At 66.9% G+C, this 18853-nt stretch carries 20 protein-coding genes; 6 read left to right on the forward strand and 14 right to left on the reverse strand.

The annotated features are described in order from the left end of the window. Positions 1-179, forward strand: a 179-nt coding sequence (locus ACP7A5_RS14590; RefSeq protein ID WP_426042633.1) for a transposase, incomplete at its 5' end; no start/stop codon positions are given. A 50-nt stretch (positions 180-229) separates the two neighbouring features. Further along, complete coding sequence (locus ACP7A5_RS14595; RefSeq protein WP_426042592.1) at positions 230-526, forward strand: hypothetical protein; 297 nt, start codon at positions 230-232, stop codon at positions 524-526. Positions 527-622: 96 nt separating this feature from the next. On the opposite strand, the gene ACP7A5_RS14600 is transcribed toward ACP7A5_RS14595, so the two are convergent. The 6 genes from ACP7A5_RS14600 to ACP7A5_RS14625 form a co-directional block, all read right to left on the reverse strand. Next, on the reverse strand, positions 623-1636 hold the full coding sequence (locus ACP7A5_RS14600; RefSeq protein ID WP_426042593.1) for a sensor histidine kinase: 1014 nt from the start codon (positions 1634-1636) through the stop codon (positions 623-625). 241 nt (positions 1637-1877) lie between these two features. Beyond that, the gene (locus ACP7A5_RS14605; RefSeq protein WP_426042594.1) at positions 1878-2048 is read right to left on the reverse strand and encodes a hypothetical protein; all 171 of its coding nucleotides are present in this window, start codon (positions 2046-2048) and stop codon (positions 1878-1880) included. Positions 2049-2060: 12 nt separating this feature from the next. Further along, positions 2061-2303 carry a hypothetical protein gene (locus ACP7A5_RS14610; protein WP_426042595.1) on the reverse strand — a complete coding sequence of 81 codons (243 nt, stop codon included), beginning with the start codon at positions 2301-2303 and terminating at the stop codon, positions 2061-2063. Positions 2304-2836: 533 nt separating this feature from the next. Next, on the reverse strand, positions 2837-5677 hold the full coding sequence (locus ACP7A5_RS14615) for a M16 family metallopeptidase (RefSeq protein WP_426042596.1): 2841 nt from the start codon (positions 5675-5677) through the stop codon (positions 2837-2839). Between the two features lie 88 nt (positions 5678-5765). Continuing rightward, positions 5766-5954 (reverse strand): hypothetical protein, encoded by a 189-nt coding sequence (locus tag ACP7A5_RS14620; RefSeq protein ID WP_426042597.1) that lies wholly within the window; start codon positions 5952-5954, stop codon positions 5766-5768. Continuing rightward, complete coding sequence (locus tag ACP7A5_RS14625) at positions 5938-7095, reverse strand: terminase large subunit domain-containing protein (protein WP_426042598.1); 1158 nt, start codon at positions 7093-7095, stop codon at positions 5938-5940. The genes ACP7A5_RS14620 and ACP7A5_RS14625 overlap by 17 nt, the downstream gene beginning before the upstream one ends. Before the next feature lie 445 nt (positions 7096-7540). Here ACP7A5_RS14625 and ACP7A5_RS14630 point away from each other — a divergent pair, with 445 nt between their 5' ends. Next, positions 7541-8548 carry a DUF4209 domain-containing protein gene (locus ACP7A5_RS14630; protein WP_426042599.1) on the forward strand — a complete coding sequence of 336 codons (1008 nt, stop codon included), beginning with the start codon at positions 7541-7543 and terminating at the stop codon, positions 8546-8548. Positions 8549-8570: 22 nt separating this feature from the next. Here the strand turns inward: ACP7A5_RS14630 and ACP7A5_RS14635 are convergent, their stop codons facing one another. The 3 genes from ACP7A5_RS14635 to groES all read right to left on the reverse strand — a co-directional run bounded on the left by ACP7A5_RS14635 (position 8571) and on the right by groES (position 11444). Further along, complete coding sequence (locus tag ACP7A5_RS14635; RefSeq protein WP_426042600.1) at positions 8571-9155, reverse strand: hypothetical protein; 585 nt, start codon at positions 9153-9155, stop codon at positions 8571-8573. Between the two features lie 296 nt (positions 9156-9451). Next, positions 9452-11104 (reverse strand): chaperonin GroEL, encoded by a 1653-nt coding sequence (gene groL, locus ACP7A5_RS14640; protein WP_426042601.1) that lies wholly within the window; start codon positions 11102-11104, stop codon positions 9452-9454. Between the two features lie 55 nt (positions 11105-11159). After that, positions 11160-11444, reverse strand: coding sequence for a co-chaperone GroES (gene groES / locus ACP7A5_RS14645; RefSeq protein ID WP_309627137.1), 285 nt, complete (start codon positions 11442-11444; stop codon positions 11160-11162). A gap of 263 nt (positions 11445-11707) precedes the next feature. On the opposite strand from groES, the gene ACP7A5_RS14650 reads away from it, so the two are divergent. Beyond that, the gene (locus ACP7A5_RS14650; RefSeq protein ID WP_426042602.1) at positions 11708-12277 is read left to right on the forward strand and encodes a hypothetical protein; all 570 of its coding nucleotides are present in this window, start codon (positions 11708-11710) and stop codon (positions 12275-12277) included. Positions 12278-12307: 30 nt separating this feature from the next. On the opposite strand, the gene pgi is transcribed toward ACP7A5_RS14650, so the two are convergent. Then, positions 12308-13903: a glucose-6-phosphate isomerase gene (pgi, locus tag ACP7A5_RS14655; RefSeq protein ID WP_426042603.1), complete on the reverse strand. Its 1596-nt coding sequence runs from the start codon at positions 13901-13903 to the stop codon at positions 12308-12310. An 85-nt stretch (positions 13904-13988) separates the two neighbouring features. Here pgi and ACP7A5_RS14660 point away from each other — a divergent pair, with 85 nt between their 5' ends. Further along, the gene (locus ACP7A5_RS14660; RefSeq protein ID WP_426042604.1) at positions 13989-14456 is read left to right on the forward strand and encodes a hypothetical protein; all 468 of its coding nucleotides are present in this window, start codon (positions 13989-13991) and stop codon (positions 14454-14456) included. 242 nt (positions 14457-14698) lie between these two features. On the opposite strand, the gene ACP7A5_RS14665 is transcribed toward ACP7A5_RS14660, so the two are convergent. The 4 genes from ACP7A5_RS14665 to ACP7A5_RS14680 all read right to left on the reverse strand — a co-directional run bounded on the left by ACP7A5_RS14665 (position 14699) and on the right by ACP7A5_RS14680 (position 18253). Next, positions 14699-15358, reverse strand: a complete 660-nt coding sequence (locus ACP7A5_RS14665) for a redoxin domain-containing protein (RefSeq protein WP_426042605.1) — start codon at positions 15356-15358, stop codon at positions 14699-14701. 24 nt (positions 15359-15382) lie between these two features. Continuing rightward, positions 15383-17560, reverse strand: a complete 2178-nt coding sequence (locus ACP7A5_RS14670) for a protein-disulfide reductase DsbD family protein (RefSeq protein ID WP_426042606.1) — start codon at positions 17558-17560, stop codon at positions 15383-15385. Between the two features lie 67 nt (positions 17561-17627). Further along, positions 17628-17804, reverse strand: a complete 177-nt coding sequence (locus ACP7A5_RS14675; RefSeq protein ID WP_425990280.1) for a Flp family type IVb pilin — start codon at positions 17802-17804, stop codon at positions 17628-17630. Between the two features lie 23 nt (positions 17805-17827). After that, positions 17828-18253: a (deoxy)nucleoside triphosphate pyrophosphohydrolase gene (locus ACP7A5_RS14680; protein WP_426042634.1), complete on the reverse strand. Its 426-nt coding sequence runs from the start codon at positions 18251-18253 to the stop codon at positions 17828-17830. Between the two features lie 155 nt (positions 18254-18408). Here ACP7A5_RS14680 and ACP7A5_RS14685 point away from each other — a divergent pair, with 155 nt between their 5' ends. Continuing rightward, positions 18409-18852, forward strand: a complete 444-nt coding sequence (locus tag ACP7A5_RS14685) for a DUF350 domain-containing protein (protein ID WP_426042607.1) — start codon at positions 18409-18411, stop codon at positions 18850-18852. The last annotated feature ends 1 nt before the right edge of the window (position 18853 follow it).

An 18853-nucleotide genomic window follows, 5' to 3' on the forward strand; every position in this document is an offset into this window, starting at 1 on the left:
AGCCGGTCATCGACGGCCACATCTACAGCCTGCGAAACCTCGTCGAGCGATGTTTCTCAAAGCTCAAACACAGCCGACGACTGGCTACCCGATACGACAAGACCGCCGACAGCTTCCTCAGCTTCGTCGTCGTCGCATCCATCCGACTGTGGATCAGACACTTTGTCCACACCACCTAGAATCTGAGAGATGCGTTGTCGTCGCCGCATCGGCTCAGCCCGGAGCCACGGTGGCTGCAACCATAATTGACCTCCTTGATCGGCGCCCCAAGGTCGCGAGCTGGGATTGGATCATCGATGTCAGGTGCGCCCATCAGAAAGCGACCACATCGGAGATCGATCAGATCGCGACGGCGTTCAACGCGGCGACAAGTCGACAGGGCTTCGTGATCTATGTGAGCGAGGACCCGGCCAGCCATGAACGCTGCGCGATGATTGCACCAAAGTTCCGGAACCGTTGCTTCCTGGTCGCCCGCACCCTGATTGCGGCGAGGTCGCTTCTGCCGAGGACCATGCCAAGTATCTAGCCCACCGCAAACGGCTGCCTTTCACCCACCGGGGACGGTCCGTTTCCGACCCGAAGCAGATATCCGCCGACTGGTGATTGCTGATCTAGGAACGTCCTAAAGGGCCAACCGCGTCGCCTTGAGGCGAAGCGTCACGATGGCTCCTTCGCTGGGCCAGTCATACGCTATCGAGCCGCCAAACTGATGGGTCATTATGCGGTCCAAGAGCTTGCTCCCGAAGCCGCGCGTGGACGTTGGAGCGATGCATGGAGGCCCGCCCCGTTCGGTCCAGACGATGACCGCCTCATCCTCATCGATCTGGCAGGCCACATCGAGAAGTCCAGTCGGCACCGAAAGCGCACCGTATTTGACAGAGTTGGTCGCCAGTTCATGCAGCACCAACGCGAGGTTGGTCGCCGAGACTTCCCCAATCGCCATTCTGGGCACGGCCACCCGAACGCGCCCACTGAACGCCCCCAGATCATCGTAAGGGGTCAGCAGGACCGAGAGCAGATCACCGAGAAGAGCTGCGTTTTCAGTCTGGCCAGGGACAGGTCGAACGAGATCATGCGCGCGTCCCAACGCGGCGAGCCGGTGCGTGAGGTCGCTGACCATCTCCTCCTTGGTCTCGGTCGACCGCGACGTCATAGTCGTGAGCGCCCCGGCGATCGTGATGAGGTTCTTGACCCGGTGGCTCATCTCGCCCGCCAACAACTCGTTGGCTTCCTCGGCCTGTTTCCGGCCCGTGACGTCCAGAAAGATCCCGAACATTACCCGATTACGGATGCCCTCATCATCGCCGCGTCCCCGGGCAGACACCCAGCGGACCTCCTCCTTGATCAGGATGCGGAAATCGATCTCGTAAGCGCCTACGATGCCCCGCGTCGCATTGAAGCCGGCTCTGACCCTATCCCGGTCAGCCGGGTGGATGTGCGCGGACAGGTCTTCAAAGGTGACTTCGGTGGTCGTGAGCACGGCCCAAAGGTCGTATCCCGACTGATCCATCGTAAGGCGATCCGTGTCGACGTTCCACGACCAGAGAGCGACGCCAGCGGCCTCCACCCCCAGTCGCAGGTGTTGATCATCCCACACCGGGCGGTCCGGAGCGTTCGCTGACTTCATCGTTTTCATGGATCGGTGCTCGCCCATGGCTCTTTCGCCAGGCTAGAAGCTGAACCGTGGTCGATGACCATTCGTTCCCGCAACCCGCCGATACGACAAATCCTGCGGCCAGCGATTGGTCTTGATCAACTCGTTATCGCTCCGAGCTAGGGTCTGAAATCCACCCCGAACAGACCTGCACTCTGTCCGCTTACGGCGCGTCCGTCGAATGTCCGAAATCGGGTGTCAGGCCAATGGCCGGACCCGACCCCTAACGGCGTCTCGGCCAGGCGAAGTTAACCGACGGATCATCCGCCGCGACCTTGCGGAACACCCTCAGGCTCTTGAACCCTTCGATCTCTTCGACCGAGCCGGACGTCGCCCATTCGGCGATGATCGTCTCGGCCTGCGCACAGGCGTAGGAGCCTGTGTAGAAGACCATGTGACCGCCCGGTCAGGTGCGCTCGGTGAATAGCCGTGTCAGCTCCAGATCAGTCAGGGCGCCATAGGTGTCATTCTCTTCGGTTCGGAACTCGCAGAGGTGGCACAGGGTCACGACATCGAAGGTGGGCAGGAGAGCGGCATTGGCGGTGTAAATTTCCCCGAAATAGACGCAGTAGGTCCGTGCCAGTTCGGGTCGGTGGGTCACCAGGTCGATGTAGGTGTCGTATTCCTTTCGGGTCGCCGTGATCCCCATGACCGAGGTCCCCCGGTCGCTTTCGCCAGGTTTGACGCCAACATGGTGGTGGCTGCCGGTTCCGAAGTGAAAGACCACCTCGTTATGAGACCGCCGCTGTTCCATCCATTCGACGAAATGCAGGTCGCAGGGGCAGTCGTCGGGACGTAGCGGCCAGACGCCCTTTAGGCTGTGCAGGACTGGGCCAGACCGAGGCGTGAGCCGTCGAAGAAGCGATCGCATAGAGCTGCGCTTTCGAAGTCCGTCCGGCGGGGAGAGACAGGGTCGAATGGCGACCGGTCGGAGAATCAGGGCGTTCTCGGTAGACAAACTCCGCGGTGCGGCATGATCGCCGCGTGCAGCACAAATCGGCCATCGACCGCGACAAGAGCCAGGGTCAGCTTGCCACCCCCTCGCGGAGGTTCGGCGTGTCCGCCCGGGTCGGTCCGGGACCGCCCGGCGCGCGACCGACGGCCCTCCCCGGCTGTGCGGGTCACTGGAAAAAGGGGCGGCGATCGCTCGCCGCCCCCTTCATGTCCGACCGAAGCCGGTCGCTACTGCGCCGGACGCACTTCCAGCGGCAGGCCGAGGGCCTCCAGCTGCGGACGCACCACCGAGGCATCGCCGACCACGACCCAGACGAACTGGTCGGGCTTGATGACCTCGCGTGCGGCCTCGTCCATCTGGGCGGCCGTCAGGGCGCGGGTGCGGCTGGCCAGCGTCGCCTGATAGTCGTCGGGGCGACCGTACAGGGCGTTGGAGCGCAGGGCGCCCAGGATCTGGCCCGAGGTCTCGAACCCGCCGGCCAGCGACCGGGTGTTGCCGTTGATCGTCCGCTCCAGCTCGGTCGGCTGGACGCCGTCGGTCTGCAGGAAGCGGTCGTACTGGGCGATCAGGGCCGCGACCGAGTCCCCGGTGCGGTTGGCCTGGACCGGGGCGTTGACGATATAGGGCACGCGGTATTCCAGGGCGTTGACCCCGCCGCGCACGCCATAGGACCAGCCCTTGGTCTCGCGCAGGTCCGAGTTGATCCGCGACAGGAAGTCCGAGCCCAGGGTCACGTTCGCCGCGTTCAGGGCCAGCAGGTCGTCGGTGCCCGAGACGGGCAGGACGGCGCCGCCGTAGATCAGCGACTGCGGCGACTGCGGACGGTCGATCAGGACGATGCGGTTGGTCGGCGCGGGCACGGCGGCGTCGGCGAAGTCCTTGGTCCCCGGGGCTGTCGAGGGCGCGCGCCAGTCGCCGAAGGCGGCTTCCAGCTGCGCGGTCACCTGCGCCAGCGGCAGGTCCGAGACGACGAAGATCGTCGCATTGTCCGGACGCACCCAGGCGTCATGCTCGGCGGTCAGGTCGGCGCGCGTCAGGGCCGTCAGGGTCGCCTCGTCGCCCGACCCGGTGAAGGACCGGCCATAGGGGCTGTCCGCGCCATAGATCAGCGGCGGCAGGGCGCGGGCGGCGATTGCGCCGGGGTTGGTGCGTTCGCTGGCCAGGCCCGACAGGCGCGAGGCGCGGATGCGCTCGATCTCCGCCGGGGCGAAGGCCGGATTGCGCACCACGTCCGACAACAGGGTCAGGGACGGCGCCAGGTTGGCGGTCACGGTGGACAGCTCGGCCGAGGTCCGGTCCATCGAGGCCGCGACATTGACCGAGGCGCCCAGACGTTCCTCTTCCTCGGCCAGCTGGTTGGCGTCGCGGGTCGTCGTGCCCTCGTCCAGCAGGTCCAGCATCATGGCGTGGGCGCCGAGCCGGTCGGCCCGGTCGGCGGCGTAGCCGGCGTCGAACTCCACGGCCACGCGGGTCACGGGCACGGTATCGACGTGGGCGTAGACCACCTTGATGCCGTTCGACAGGGCGGCGCGCTCGACGGCGGGGAACTCCAGATCCGGCACCTGGCCGATGGCCGGCATCGGATCACGGGCGACGCGCTGGATCTCGGCGGCCGGAGCCGGGGCGGCGCCCGCCGGGCTGGCGGCGGCCTCGACATAGGCTTCGCGCTCGCCGGGCGCGATGGTCATGTCGAACACCGGGCGGGTCAGCCAGCGCTGCATGGCGGCCGTCACCTGGGCCGGGGTGACCGAGGCATAGGCGGCCAGGTCCTTCTTGTAGTGGTCGGGATCGCCCGCATAGAGCTGGCCCTCGGCCAGGACGTTGGCCTTGCCGTTGACCTGTTCCAGGCTCTGGATCCGGCCCGCGACATACTGGGTGGCGACGCGGGCGACCTCTTCCGCAGTCGGGCCGTTGGCGATGAAGTCGGCAACGATGGCGTCGAGGCGACGGCCCACCTCGGCGGCGTCCACGCCCGGCTTCACATTCACCGAGATGTCGAAGATGCCGATGCGGTGGAAGTCCGACAGGGACGACGACACCTGCACCGCCGTCTGCTCGTCGCGGACCAGCAGGTTGTCGAGGCGCGAGGAGGCCAGCCCGCCCAGCACCTGGGCGCCGACCGACAGGGGCACGGCGTCGTCACTGAGCAGGCCGGGCACGGCCCAGCTGCGCGTCAGGCGTGTCGTGGCCACCCGGTCAGTCATCGTCGCAATGATCGGGGCGGCCAGGGTCGGCACGTCGGCCTCGGCCGGGGTGTTGACCGGGCCGCGTGCGATCGCGCCGAAATAGCGCTCCATCAGCGGGCGCGCCGTGGCCTCGTCGATGTCGCCCGACAGGACCACGATGGCGTTGTTCGGGCCGTAGTTCTCGCGGAACCAGTTGCGCACCGTCTCCAGGCTGGCGGCGTCCAGATCGGCCATCGAGCCGATGGTCGAGTGGCGATAGGGGTGGCCTTCGGGGAAGAGGGCTTCCAGCTGGGCGTATTCGAACATGCCGTAGGGCTGGTTGTCGCCCTGGCGCTTCTCGTTCTGGACCACGCCGCGCTGCAGATCGAGCACGGGCTGGCCGATCTCGCCGAGCAGATAGCCCATGCGGTCGCTCTCGAGGAACAGGGCCTGTTCCAGCGCCGGGGTCGGGACGGTCTCGAAATAGTTGGTGCGGTCGAACCAGGTCGTGCCGTTCAGGTTCGACGGCCCGAGGTTGCGCATCCGGCCCAGATAGGAGCCCGGCGCATTCTCCGACCCGCCGAACATCAGGTGTTCGAACAGGTGGGCGAAGCCGGTCGACCCCGCCGGCTCGTCCTTGGACCCGACATTGTACCAGACCGACACCGCCACCACCGGCGCCTTGCGATCCTCGTGCACGATGACCGTCAGCCCGTTGTCGAGCACGAACCGCGTCCACGGAATATTGACCTCGGAGACCAGTTCGGCGACCGGCGCCGCGCGCAGTTCGGCGGCCTGCGGCGAGGTCGCAGCCATCGGGGCGACGAAGGTCTGCGCCAGAACCGGTGCAGCGGGAGCGATCACGGCCAGAAGGGCGGCGAGGGAGACGGAGCGAAGACGCATGCGAGAAACAGTCCTTTTCCAGAAGCGCGCAGACATTAACGAGCGCACGCCGGTCTGCAATCGCCCGCGCCCGAACATGGACAAAGAGTCACAATGCCCGGGCCCTCGGCGCCACCACCCCGCCCCCGTCGATCAGCAGGTCCGTCACCGCCCAGACCAGGGCATCCGCCCGGTCGGGAGACCCTCCGCCCGCCTCCCCCATCCCCAGCAGCTCCTCCTCCAGCATCGTCAGTTCCCCGACATGGCCGACCCGCCCCTGTTCATACAGGGCCGCCACCGGCTCGGCCCGGGCGCGCTTGCCCACACGGGCCTGCACCCGCCGCACGACCTGGGTCACCCCGCCCCTTGAGCACCGTTTCGACCATGTCCCCGCCCTGGTTGCCCTCGGCCACCACCCGCACCGGACAGCCCAGCGCCGCCTCCCAGTCCTTCGCCGTCCGCGCCACCCGCGCCGCCCACCCCGCCGGCGACAGCCCCCGCACCGAGCGGTCGTCCAGCACCCAGGCCGTCCCCGCCGCCCGCGCCACCACCACGATGCCGCACGCATCCCCGCCCTCTCCCGACAGGGTCCCGACCGGCGGATCCACCGCCACCACCGCCCTTTCGTATCCCTCCCTCGCCCCGCCGAGCATCCACGACCGGCCCAACATCCGCGCCCGCGCCATCTCGACCGAGGTGAACAGCGCCCCCTCGGCCTCCAGCACCACCCCGTCCAGCTCCTGCGCCGCCCGTCGCGTCCCGCCGTACAGGTCCTGCATCGCCTCCAGAAACCCCTCGGCCAGGTTCTCCGCATTGGCCCCCGTCGCCGCATGCGTCCTGACGCAGGTGTCTTCCGCCAGCACCCGCCGCAACACCGCCAAGGGCTTCGGCGTCGAGGTCAGCAGCAACCGGGGAACCCACGGCGCCTCGTCGTCGCACACGCCGTCTGCGCTCAAGCAGCGAGGCTCCGCGAGCCGAGCGGTAGCGCCCAATCTTAAACCCATGCGCAGCATGGGCAGCACCTCCTCCGCCCTCTCCCACGCGCAGAACTCATCCCCCCAGGCGGCATGGAACTGCGGCCCCCTCAGCCGTTCCGGCTCGGCCGCCGACAGCATCACCCCGACCGCCCCGCCCGGAAACACCAGCCGCCTCAGCGAGCTCTCCATCACCGGAGGCGTCCGGAACGGCAGGTTCATCAGCCCGCTTGGCCCCTCGACCATGACCGCGCGCACATCGTGCAGCGTCGCCCCCACCAGGGCGATCCGCCCCCCGGCCCCCAGCCTTGCCGCCACATCCGAGACCCACTCCGCCCCCGCCCGCGTCTTCCCCGCCCCCCGTCCGCCCAGAAACACCCAGGTCCGCCAGAGGCCAGACGGCGCCCGCTGACCCTCATGGGCGGCGCCGTCCCAGGCCAAGGCCGCCTGATCATCCGGATGCATCGCCTCGATCGTCTCCCTCCCCCACGGGGGGAGGGAGGTCGAGCGCAGCGAGACCGGGTGGGGGCGGCAAGGCGATCCGGACACCGTCCCTCCTGTCTCCTCCCCCTTCATGGGGGAGGTGGCCCGCAGCGAAGCGGAGGGACGGAGGGAGCCTTCCCCCCGCACCTGACTCACCCCTCCACCCCCAGCCGCGCCAGGATCGCCGCCAGCGCCGCCTCCTGCTGCTGCGTCCGCCCGCTCGCCCCTGCCGCGCCGCCGTCATCCAACGCCCGATCCAGCCTCAGCATCAGCGCCGCCAGCCGCCCATAGGCATATCGTTGCAGACGAAACCGATCCCATCAGCCGCAAGGCGATCTGGGAACAAGCTGCATCTTGTTATCACGACCTAGACAGGCCGGAGGACGAGCTGCGCTGTTCAGTAGCTGCGGCCGAAGAATTCGTATTCATGGCTGACGCGATGGCCAGCTCTCCAATGGCCTCAGCAAGCTGGCTCGCAGATGCGATCAAATCGCTGCGTCCGCTTAAGGGGACGAAACCTCGTCGCCAGGAATTGGAGGCGCGCTTACGCGAAACCCAAGAAAACATCTCGGATGAGATGACCGCCTTTTCATCCGGCCCGATCGATCTGTCGGATATCGCACAGGGGACGATCGAGGTCTTCGAGCCAATGTCGTTGCCGACCGCCCTCGGTCAACTCGCCGTTCTCTCTCGGCCTCCGGCCATAGATGATCGACGCACGGCAGCGTTAGACAGCCTAAAAGAGTCACCACTTGCGTCGATTTTCGGCATCACCCGTATGGACCGCGACGGGAAGACTATCGCTGTCGTACCGGGTGCCGAGCTACGCGGAGAGCCAAATGAGGACTGGTTGCTTCACAATTACGCCCAGAGCGACGCCCTGAGGCGGCGGATCTTCATCGCTGGTCAGTTCGAGCCCGTTAGGCAGCATCTTGCGGCAAGATTTTCGTTCACGGATCGGCACTTCGCGTCAATTGTCGCGAACAGCCCGTTTGTCCCGCTCGGATATGAAAGCCTGTTCGCACTTGGCTTTGCGCGCATGATGCAAGGCGACCAGCTCTCAGCGGCCTACCTGCTACTTCCGCAACTGGAAAACTCGATAAGGGAACTTCTATCGAAGGCGGGAAACGACCCATCGATCATCCAATCGGACATGCGACAGGAGGATCGTTCTCTTTCCTCAATGCTGGACAATAATCGTGACCAGCTCGAGGGCATTTTTGGCCACGACCTGACTCTCGAACTCGACCTGCTGTTCAACTCTCGCCTAGGACCTGCGTTGAGGCACGACATGGCCCACGGCAAGGTGAGCACCAACGACTGTCGTGACACTGACGTTCGATATGCTTGCTGGCTGATCTATCGCATCACATGCCTGCCGCTCTTGTCTCAATGGTCGAAAATCGTTGAGCAAATTGAGACTGCCGAGTTTTAGGCCAAACAAGCCTTTGTTTGCTTCAGGCCACCAACATCTTGCGTGTCAGGCTGGCTTTGCAGACGCATAGGAAGTTCTCGATCTCGGAAGGGGACAATCGACCGATGAGCGGCCCAAACCTTTCCGCTTCAACGATTTTGCCATGAACACCCAGCGTTTGTGCACCCGCTTTCGCACCCGCGTGCAGGTACACCTTCTGCGGATATTTGCCTCGGTAGCGACCAAATCGCTCCGCCACGTCATAGGTGAGAAGCTCCGTATCCACGAACAGGTTTTCCGTCCTCCAGATGCGTTGAAATGCGGCCTGAAGCAGATCGAAATCCTCAGCTAACATCAGGTCGGACAGGTAATGGGAGGCAGACGCGGCAGCGGTCCGGATCGCGTCGTAACCAATCCTGTGTTGGTGACTATTCAGGGCTCGGCGAGACGGCCCCGCTCCATCCTCCCAATCATAAAAAGCCCGCACCAGCGCCTCCTCAGGGTTAGGTGCGCTCGTCCACCATTGGTCGCCCTTTGCTCGGTCGTTTGCATACTCCGCCTCGTAGGCGTCGAGCAGACCTCCAAGCGTCCAGTCCTGCCCGCCAACTTTCGCTGCTGTGCAACTCATTCGACGCGCGTTTGTCGGTCCGCAACGCATTCGCACCCCAGAACAAGATCGGGCGGAGCCCTGCAACTCCGCCTTGTCGATCACCTAACTAGTCGACCGGACTTGGAAGTCCATGTCGCACGTGTCGCTCTGGAGCAGCGAGTGGTGCACCGTCGAGATGGTCTGCGGCGACGACAAGGCTGGCCGCCGGGCCGTCCAGGAGATGCTGGATCGCCAGCCGCACTGACAAGAAAAAGGGCGGGCCCGTTTCCGGACCCGCCCTCCCTGTTCGTTCAGCCTGAGCCGAGCGTCGTGGACTAGAAGTCCATGTCGCCCATGCCGCCCATGCCGCCGCCGCCCATGCCGCCGGAACCGCCGCCCGAGCCCTTTTTGGGAGCATCGGCCACAGCGGCCTCGGTGGTGATCAGGATGCCGGCGACCGAGGCCGCGTCCTGCAGGGCCGTGCGGACGACCTTGGCCGGGTCGATCACGCCCATGGCGACCAGGTCGCCGTACTCTTCCGTCTGGGCGTTGAAGCCGAAGGTGAGCGAGGGGTTCTCGAGCACCTTGCCGACCACGATCGAGCCTTCGACGCCGGCGTTCTCGACGATCTGACGGATCGGGGCCTGGATGGCGCGACGGATGATGGCGATGCCGGCGGTCTGGTCGGGGTTGTCGCCTTTCAGACCTTCCAGCGCCTTGGTCGCCTTCAGCAGGGCGATGCCGCCGCCGGGGACGATGCCTTCTTCAACGGCGGCCCGCGTGGCGTTCAGGGCGTCGTCGACGCGGTCCTTCTTTTCCTTGACCTCGACCTCGGTCGAACCGCCGACGCGGATGACCGCGACGCCGCCGGCCAGTTTGGCCAGACGTTCCTGCAGTTTTTCCTTGTCGTAGTCCGAGGAGGTGTCCTCGATCTGCTTCTTGATCTGGCCGATGCGGGCCTCGATGGTTTCCTTCTCACCGGTGCCGTCCACGATGGTGGTGTCGTCCTTGGTGATGGTGACCTTCTTGGCCTTGCCGAGCATGTCGAGGGTGACGTTCTCGAGCTTGATGCCCAGGTCTTCCGAGATGACCTGGCCGCCGGTCAGGACGGCGATGTCCTCCAGCATGGCCTTGCGGCGGTCGCCGAAGCCCGGAGCCTTGACGGCGGCGACGCGCAGGCCGCCGCGCAGCTTGTTGACGACGAGCGTGGCCAGGGCCTCGCCCTCGATGTCCTCGGCGATGATGAGCAGCGGACGGCCCGACTGGACCACGGCTTCCAGGATCGGCAGCATGGCCTGGAGGCTGGACAGCTTCTTCTCGAACAGCAGGATCAGGGGCTCTTCGAGCTGAACCTCCATCTTGTCGGCGTTGGTGATGAAGTAGGGCGACAGATAGCCGCGGTCGAACTGCATGCCCTCGACGACGTCCAGCTCGGTCTCGGCCGTCTTGGCCTCTTCAACCGTGATGACGCCCTCGTTGCCGACCTTTTCCATGGCCTTGGCGATCATCTCGCCGACTTCAACGTCGCCGTTGGCGGAGATGGTGCCGACCTGGGCGATCTCGGAGTTGTTCGAGACCTTCTTGGCCGAGGCCTTGATGTCGGCGAGGACGGCCGTGACGGCCTTGTCGATGCCGCGCTTCAGATCCATCGGGTTCATGCCGGCGGCGACGGCCTTGAGGCCTTCCTGCACGATCGATTGCGCCAGGACGGTCGCGGTGGTGGTGCCGTCGCCCGCCTTGTCGTTCGTCTTCGAAGCGACTTCGCGGATCATCTGCGCGCCCATGTTCTCGAAGGCGTCTTCCAGCTCGATCTCTTTGGCGACCGAGACGCCGTCCTTGGTCGAGCGCGGGGCGCCGAAGGACTTCTGGATCACGACGTTGCGGCCCTTGGGACCCAGGGTCACCTTGACGGCGTTGGCGAGGACGTTGACGCCGCGCAGCATCTTGTCGCGCGCGTCGGTGTTGAACTGTACGATCTTGGCAGCCATTGAGGGCAGCTCCTAAATATTGAATTCGTTGAAGAAGGTCGGACGATCGGCGTGCTTACAGCACGCCCAGGACGTCGGATTCCTTCATGATGATCAAGTCTTCGCCTTCAAGCTTGACCTCGGTGCCCGACCATTTGCCGAACAGGATGCGGTCGCCGGCCTTCAGTTCCAGGGCGTTGACCGTGCCGCGCTCGTCACGAACGCCGGGGCCGACGGAGACGACTTCGCCTTCCTGCGGCTTTTCCTTGGCAGTGTCGGGGATGATGATCCCGCCCTTGGTCTTGGATTCTTCTTCCACGCGCTTGACGAGCACGCGGTCGCCGAGAGGACGAAACGCCATCTGTGTATTCTCCAGTGAAGACTTCAAAAGTTCATCGTCGCGGCTCGGGGGCGGCTTTTGGCAGCCGGGCCCCACGAATGCTAACGCGCAGCGGAAGTAGGGTCGCGGCCCAGCAGCGTCAAGACGTGCGCGCTCGATGAACGCCAGATGAACGGGAATTCAATTCAGCCGTTCAGGTTCACGAGCGCAGCAATGGATTTCGTCGGTCACCGTTCGCCCAGGTGGGAGAGCAGGCTTCACTGACCGCCTTGGAGGGCCAGAGAATGAAGATGTTTCGGATGATCGCTGTCGGCGCGGCCGCCCTGACCCTGAGCGCCGTCGCCATGCCGGCCGCCGCCGCCGCCGCCGCCGCCGCCCAGAACTACGGTCGCAACCATGACCGGCACGATCGGAATGACGACGGCGATGTGGTCGCGGGACTTCTGGTCGGCGCGGTCGTCGGCGGGATCGCCGGCGCGGTGCTCGGCGACGGCGACGATCGCTATGTCGCCGGGGGTGCCCTGGCCGGGGCGGCTCTGGGCGCGGCGGCCGCCAGCGACGACGACCGTCGCGGCTATCGCTCCTATGGCGGGAGCAGTTACGGCTACAGCTACGGTTCGGGCTACGGGTACGGTTACGGCAACAGTGGATACCGCTCCGACTGTGACTACTGGCGGGACGGGCGCTGCTGGCGCAATCGCGGCCACTGGGAGCGCGAGCACGACATCAACAGCCGCGAGCGGGGCTGGAATCGCCGCGACGACCGCAGGGATGATCGCCGCGACTGGCGTTCGGATCGGCGAGACGATCGCCGGGACGACCGGCGCGACGAACGCCGCTGGCGTAACTACTGAGACCTGAATCGGGCCCTTCGGGGCCCGATTCTACATCAGGCGCGTGAGCAGGGACGCGGTCGAGGGATCGAGCGTCGCCGACGGTCCGCCGGCCGAGACATCCTTCAGGATCGCCCTGGCCAACACCTTGCCCAGCTCCACCCCCCACTGGTCGAAGGAGTTGATGTCCCAGATCACCCCTTCGACGAAGGTCTTGTGCTCGTAGAGGGCCAGAAGGGCGCCCAGCGTCCCGGGCGTCAGATGCTCCATGGCGATGGCGGTCGAGGGTCGATTGCCAGGGAAGGTCTTGTGCGTCGCCAGCCGGTCGGCCTCGGCCGCATCCGCGCCGGAGGCGAGCAGTTCAGCACGCGCCTCCTCCGTCGTCTTGCCCAGCATCAGCGCCTGACCCTGGGCCAGGGCATTCGACCACAGCGGGCTTTCAGGCGGCTCGGCGTGCGTCTTCGCCACGATGACGAACTCGGCCGGGACGACCTGCGGCCCCTGGTGAATCTGCTGAAAGAAGGCGTGCTGGCCGTTGGTGCCGGGCTCGCCGAAGACGACGGGGCAGGTCTGGCGCGTCACGGTCGAGCCGTCGCGATGCACCCTCTTGCCGTTCGACTCCATCTCCAGTTGCTGCAGGAAAGAGGGCAGACGACGCAGGGCGTGTGCGTAGGGGGCGACCGTGCGGGCGGGCCGGTTCAGGCCGTCAACGTTCCAGATCTGGGCCAGGGCCATCAGGACGGGGGCGTTCTTCTCAAGCGGAGCCGAAACGAAATGGTCGTCCATGGCCGCAGCGCCGGCCAGCATGGCGTCGAACACGTCCGCCCCCAGGGCGATGACGCAGCTCAGGCTGACCGCTGACCACAGGGAATAACGACCGCCGACCCAGTCCCGGAAGGCGAAGGTGCGGGCGCAGCCGAAGGCCTTGGCCTTGTCCGGCGCGGCGGTCACGCCGATGAAATGCCTGTCGCGGCCGGCCTCGGGCAGGCCAGCCGCCAGCCAGGCCCTGGCAGCCTCGGCATTGGCGAGGGTTTCCTGGGTGGTGAAGGTCTTGGAGACGACGACGACCAGAGTCGTCTCGGGATCGAGGCCGGTCAGGGCCTCGGCCATGTCACGCGGATCGATGTTGGCGACGAAGCGCAGGTCGATCTGCGGGTCGACAGGACGAAGCCCGTCCCAGACGACGCGGGGACCGAGGTCCGAACCGCCGATGCCGATGTGGACGATGGCCTTGAAGGGCTTGCCGGTCGCGCCCGTCTCGGCGCCTGAGCGGACGGCGGTCGCATAGGCGGCCATGTCGGCCCGGACGGCGTCGACCCCGGCGGAGACGGCTTCGCCGAGGGCATGGAAGTCGGCGCCCGTCGCCGCGCGCAGGGCGGGGTGCAGGACGGCGCGGCCCTCGGTGAAGTTGATCGCCTCGCCGTCGAACAGCCGTGTCCGGGCCGCCTCGACCCCGGCCGAGCGGGCCAGGTCCAGACAGGTCTCGAAGGCGGCTTCTGTCCAGCTCTGCTTGGACAGGTCGATATAGAGACCCGCCGCCTCGACCGTCATCCGGGCCAGCCGATCCGGGTCAGCCGCGAACTGTTCGACGATGCGGGCGTCGGCATCCAGCGCCGCGGCGACATCGAAGGCGGTCCAGTCGGTCATGCGAACATATCCCCTTAATCAAGGTCTCGTTTACGGGTGGGGCGTAGACCGGTTCAATCGTAGATTCGCGAAAAGGTCGTTCACCATGTCCTGTGGCATCGCCATCGCCGCCGCCCTTCTGCTGAGCGACCCCAATGTGGTCCTGGCCGCCGCCGAGCCGGCCGCGGTGGCCGGAGCGCCGGTCTCGGTCGCGTCCGAGCCCCTGTTCATCGACATCGTCAGCCGCGCCGGCGCCCTGAAGACCGTCGTCGAGGGCTGGAACGGCGCGCTGACCGACTTCGACGCCTTCAAGATTCAGGCGCAGGAACTCGCCGCTCTCGACATGCAGGCGCACCTGATCCTCAAGGAGCGCGGCACGGACGGCGACCTGAAATGCATCCTGCGCGGCATTTCCGAGGACATCCCGCTGAAATTGGGGGCTGTGGAAGCCGCCGCCACGGACGAGGCCCGCGCCACCGCCCTGTCGGAACTGTCCTATCTGCTGAACGACAATGTCGAGGTCATCACGGCCCCGCCGCAGCCCGGCGCGCAGAGCGGCCTGGCGGCGGAGTAGCGCGTCTCGACGCCGGGACGACGAAACTGGAAAATAGTCCTACACCGCCCTTGCAGGACGTGGGCCCGGTGCCCACATCCCGTCCGGGTCTTTGACAACTTCACGCGCGGACGAACGACGCACTGGCGGACAAATCAGCTTCCTTCCAGGTCGTTGTGTTTGCCCACAAACCGCCGCAGGTCGTCCGCTTCGTCCGTTTGGTCAGGGTGTTTTCAACGGACAAAATCCGGGACTGACGGCGATCAGGCCTCTTCCGGGTATTTGATCGAACAGCCGTAGGGCGGGGCATAGGCCGTGCGAACGCCGCGGCCGGCTTCCACGTCATCGAGCGCCGCGCGCACGAAATTGTTCGCGCCTTCCAGATCCTCGACCGTGTTGGTCGGGCGGTCGTCGATGCCGCCCGCGAACAGGATGCGGCCCTCGCCGTCGATCACCCGCATGTCGGGCGTCGTCATCGCGCCGTAAGCCTTGCCGACCGTTTCCTCGGGATCGAGCAGCAGATGGGTCGAGGCGGCGTTGTTACGGGTCCGCCAGGCGCGGGCCCCTTCGCCCTCGACATGGCCCTGTTTGCCCGGCGCGGACGAGATGACGGTCAGCCAGATCACGCCGTCGGCGACGGCCTCGCGCCGCAGGGCCTGCATGGCCCCTGAGGAAGAGTGTTTCTGGACATAGGGGCAGCCCTCGTTGGTCCATTCGATGACGACAGTCTTGGCCCGGAAGTCGGCGAGGGAACGCGCGACCCCTTCGCTGTCGATCAGGGTGAAGGCGGGGGCGAGCTGGGCCCGACCGGTCGTCGCGACGGCGGGGGTCGCCCCGGTCGCCGGGGCGGTGGCGGGCGCCTCGGCCTGCTGGCAGGCGGCAAGGGTCAGAAGGGCGGCGGCGAGGATGGGCAGACGGGCCAAGGCGGCGGTCTCCTTCAGGTCGGCTCAGGGACGGCCGCTCTCCAGGGCGTCGATCACGACTCCTTCGGTCAAGAGCTGGGGCAGGATGCGGGGCTCGGGCGAGCCGGGCGCGTAGAAAAGATATAGCGGAACGCCGGAGCGTCGGCGGCGCTCCAGCTCGCGGGTGATCGCGTCATCTCGTCGCGTCCAGTCGCCCACGAGATAGACCGCGTTCGACGCCGCCATGACCTTGGCGACCCTGGGAGAGCTCAGCGAGGTCCGCTCGTTGATCTTACAGGTGACGCACCAGTCGGCGGTGAAGTTGACCAGCACCGGCCGACCTTCGGCCTGGGCCGCCGCCACGGCCTCCACTGACCAGGGTTGCGAGGCCAGCGGACCAGACGCAGCCGTGACGTCTCCGCCTTCCGCACGTGCCTGACCGATGGCGACGCCGGTCAGGGCGATGGCGGCGACGATGGACAGGGTCGCTGTCACGGCGCTGATCACGGCTGTCCCGCCTTGCGCGCGACGCGTCTGATTGATCCCCGCCAGCCACAGGCCGAGACCCAGGAAGAGGATCGCGAGGAAGAGGACGCCCAGCGCGTCTGCCCCCGCCTGCCGCGCGAAGACCCAGGCCAACCACAGGCCCGCGCCGTACATGGGGAAGGCCAGCAGGCCCTTGAGCCGATCCATCCAGGGGCCGGGACGAGGCAGTTTCGCCAGCAGACGCGGCGACAGGCTGACGATCACATAGGGCAGGGCCAGACCCAGACCCAGCATCAGGAAGACGACCAGCGCCATCGGCCAGGGCATCAGCAGGGCGGCCCCGAGGGCGAAGGCCATGAAGGGGGCGGTGCAGGGCGCCGCCACCACCACCGCCAGCACGCCAGTGAAGAAGGCGCCAACCCCGCCGGAGAGCCGTGACAGGGGCCCGGAACCCGCGGCCTGCAAACCGGCGCCGACATGGAAGACGCCCGACAGGTTCAGGCCCACGGCGAGCATCAGAAGGGCGAGGACGGCCACGACGCCCGGCGACTGAAGCTGGAAGCCCCAGCCCACCGCCTGCCCGCCAGCCCGCAAGGCGAGCAGGATCCCGGCCAGGACGAGGAAGGTCGTCAGCACGCCTGCGAGAAAGGCCAGGCCGTCTCGCCGCGCCCCTGCGGGCGCGTGGGCGCCGGCGGTCAGGGCGGCGGCCTTCATGGCCAGGATCGGGAAGACGCAGGGCATCAGGTTCAGGATCAACCCGCCCAGCAGGGCCAGGAGCGCCGCCTGCAGGAAGCCCGTCCAGGATGACGGCGCGCCGCCTGCGGGCCGCTCTGACAGGTCGAGCGCACCACCGCCGCCCGCCCCGGGCAGGGCCGGGCCGGGAACGGCCGCGATCTCCCAGGCGCCGTCGTCGGTGACGAGGAGTCCCCCGATCGGCCCGGTCAGCCCCTCGGCCGCCAGCTTGCCGCCGACGGACAGGTTCAGGGTCACCCCGTCCGGCCCCCGCTCGCCCGGCTGGGGCGCTGAATGATCGATCAGGCCGCTCTCGAACGGGAAGAACCAGGCGCGTTGGGGCTCAAGGCCCGCGAGCGGTCCGCCGGTCGCGGAGAGGCGCAGCGTCCGGCCCTCCAGCACGGCCCGGGCGGCGATGCCGGCGGGACGGGGGGCGGTCTCGACCACGGCCTGGATCGCGGCGCCGTAGCGGGCATCCAGCGGCGCTGCGCCCTGGCGGATCGGGAGGTCGAGCCTGAGCGTCAGCTCATCCGGCACGCACATCTCGTCGCTGCACACCAGGAACAGGGCGCGGACGATGAGGGGCAGGGTAGAGCCGGGACGGGCGTCGGCCGGAACCTCGATCGGCGCCGGCAGAAGCACCTCGCCGGAGTAGCCGAAGTTCATCAGGTGCTGCAGACGCTGGCGTTCGGGCGTCGGCCACACGATGTCCCCGGCTACCACGCCCGCGGGCAGGGTCCAGTCAAGAGTGGTCGCGCCGCCGGAATCACCGGGATTGCGCCAATAGGTGTGCCAGCCGGGCTCTATCGTCTGGCGGACGGCGACGATGGCGGTGGAGCCGGGGGCGGCCCACTGGCTCATCGGGACCAGTTCGGCCTCGATCCGTACCGTGCGTTGGGGGCCGGGCTGGGCGAAGGGGGGCGCGCGGCTGATCGCCGGCGTCTGGGCCAGCGCCGGCGCTGTCGACAGCAGTAGCGAAAAGAGGAGGGCGAAGAGGCGCAACATCGCCTGCAGCCTTAGCGGCCTGCGGTCGTCACCGCCACGGCCCAATCCGTCACAGGAACGCCGTCGCCTAGCTGGTGGCGGCGCTCACGGCGGTCGAGACCTTGTCGAACGTGCCGGTGGCCTTGCCGGCGAACAGGGAGACGGCCCCGACGATCACCAGAAAGATCATCGCCACGATCAGTCCGTATTCGATGGCGGTGGCGCCGCTGTCGCTTTTCAGGAACCGGCGGATCAGGCGCATCATTCGGCCCTCCGTTGGGCGAAACCTTAAAGAAGATCGCGCAACCAGGCGACCAGCGGGGCGTCGGCGGGCGGCATGGGATAGTCCGACAGCTTGTCCGGCTTCACCCAAGCCAGGGCGGCGTGCTCGCGCTTGACGACCACGCCGGACCAGCGCCGGCACAGGTAGAGTGGCATCAAGAGGTGAAACGATTCATAAGCGTGGCTCGCGAAGACGAACGGGGCCAGACAGGCCTCGTTGACGTCGATGCCCAACTCCTCGTGCAGTTCGCGGATCAGGGCCGCCTCGGGCCGTTCGCCGGCTTCGACCTTGCCGCCCGGGAACTCCCACAGGCCCGCCAGCGCCTTGCCCTCGGGCCGCTGGGCGATCAACACCCGGCTGTCCACATCGATCAGGGCGACGGCGACGACAAGGACGGTGGGTAGTACGTGGGGGAGGGCGGCTTCGGTCATGCCGCCCAATACCGTCTGGCGTAACGCGACTGCAATCATTGGTCATCCAGTGTGTCCGCCACGTCCTTGCGGATTGGGGCGGCAATCAGGCAAGCAGTTTTGCTTTCGTTCCGTCGGCGTCCGACGGCTTCACCGTGAGATCGTTACCGCCCGCCATGGTCGCCTCCTCCCTGTCAGACACATTGTCGAGCCCCGAGGTCCAGGCCTTCGCCAGCGGATTCCCGGTGCTGGTCGTCCACCTCATGGTCACCTTCGGGCTGTTGGGCGCGGGAGCGGTCATCTACGCCCTCCTGACGCCGTGGAAGGAGATCAGCCTGATCCGGGAAGGCAACGCCGCGGCCGGCGTCGCCTTCGGCGGGGTCCTGCTCGGCCTCGCCGTTCCTCTTGCGGTGTCGATGTCGGTGTCCACCTCAGTGGCGGATATCGTCCTGTGGGGCGTGGCGACCCTGGTGTTGCAGCTTCTCGCCTTCCGCATCGTCGATCTGGTCCTGACCGGCCTGCCCCAACGCATTCAGGAGGGCGAAATCTCCGCCGCCGTGCTCCTGGTGTCGGCCAAGCTGGCGACCGCGCTGATCCTCGCCGCCGCCCTGACGGGCTGAG

This window comes from Brevundimonas sp. TWP2-3-4b1, from assembly GCF_049897665.1.
Lineage (GTDB): Bacteria > Pseudomonadota > Alphaproteobacteria > Caulobacterales > Caulobacteraceae > Brevundimonas > Brevundimonas subvibrioides_B.

Coding starts and splice junctions, on each gene's coding strand:
- ACP7A5_RS14615 (WP_426042596.1), bottom strand. CDS start 5,677: ATGCGTCTTCGCTCCGTCTCCCTCGCCGCCCTTCTGGCCGTGATCGCT.
- ACP7A5_RS14630 (WP_426042599.1), top strand. CDS start 7,541: ATGGCTGACGCGATGGCCAGCTCTCCAATGGCCTCAGCAAGCTGGCTC.
- ACP7A5_RS14635 (WP_426042600.1), bottom strand. CDS start 9,155: ATGAGTTGCACAGCAGCGAAAGTTGGCGGGCAGGACTGGACGCTTGGA.
- ACP7A5_RS14650 (WP_426042602.1), top strand. CDS start 11,708: ATGAAGATGTTTCGGATGATCGCTGTCGGCGCGGCCGCCCTGACCCTG.
- groES (WP_309627137.1), bottom strand. CDS start 11,444: ATGGCGTTTCGTCCTCTCGGCGACCGCGTGCTCGTCAAGCGCGTGGAA.
- ACP7A5_RS14625 (WP_426042598.1), bottom strand. CDS start 7,095: ATGCATCCGGATGATCAGGCGGCCTTGGCCTGGGACGGCGCCGCCCAT.
- ACP7A5_RS14680 (WP_426042634.1), bottom strand. CDS start 18,253: ATGACCGAAGCCGCCCTCCCCCACGTACTACCCACCGTCCTTGTCGTC.
- ACP7A5_RS14685 (WP_426042607.1), top strand. CDS start 18,409: ATGGTCGCCTCCTCCCTGTCAGACACATTGTCGAGCCCCGAGGTCCAG.
- ACP7A5_RS14660 (WP_426042604.1), top strand. CDS start 13,989: ATGTCCTGTGGCATCGCCATCGCCGCCGCCCTTCTGCTGAGCGACCCC.
- groL (WP_426042601.1), bottom strand. CDS start 11,104: ATGGCTGCCAAGATCGTACAGTTCAACACCGACGCGCGCGACAAGATG.
- ACP7A5_RS14610 (WP_426042595.1), bottom strand. CDS start 2,303: ATGGGGATCACGGCGACCCGAAAGGAATACGACACCTACATCGACCTG.
- ACP7A5_RS14600 (WP_426042593.1), bottom strand. CDS start 1,636: ATGAAAACGATGAAGTCAGCGAACGCTCCGGACCGCCCGGTGTGGGAT.
- ACP7A5_RS14670 (WP_426042606.1), bottom strand. CDS start 17,560: ATGTTGCGCCTCTTCGCCCTCCTCTTTTCGCTACTGCTGTCGACAGCG.
- ACP7A5_RS14675 (WP_425990280.1), bottom strand. CDS start 17,804: ATGATGCGCCTGATCCGCCGGTTCCTGAAAAGCGACAGCGGCGCCACC.
- ACP7A5_RS14605 (WP_426042594.1), bottom strand. CDS start 2,048: ATGGTCTTCTACACAGGCTCCTACGCCTGTGCGCAGGCCGAGACGATC.
- pgi (WP_426042603.1), bottom strand. CDS start 13,903: ATGACCGACTGGACCGCCTTCGATGTCGCCGCGGCGCTGGATGCCGAC.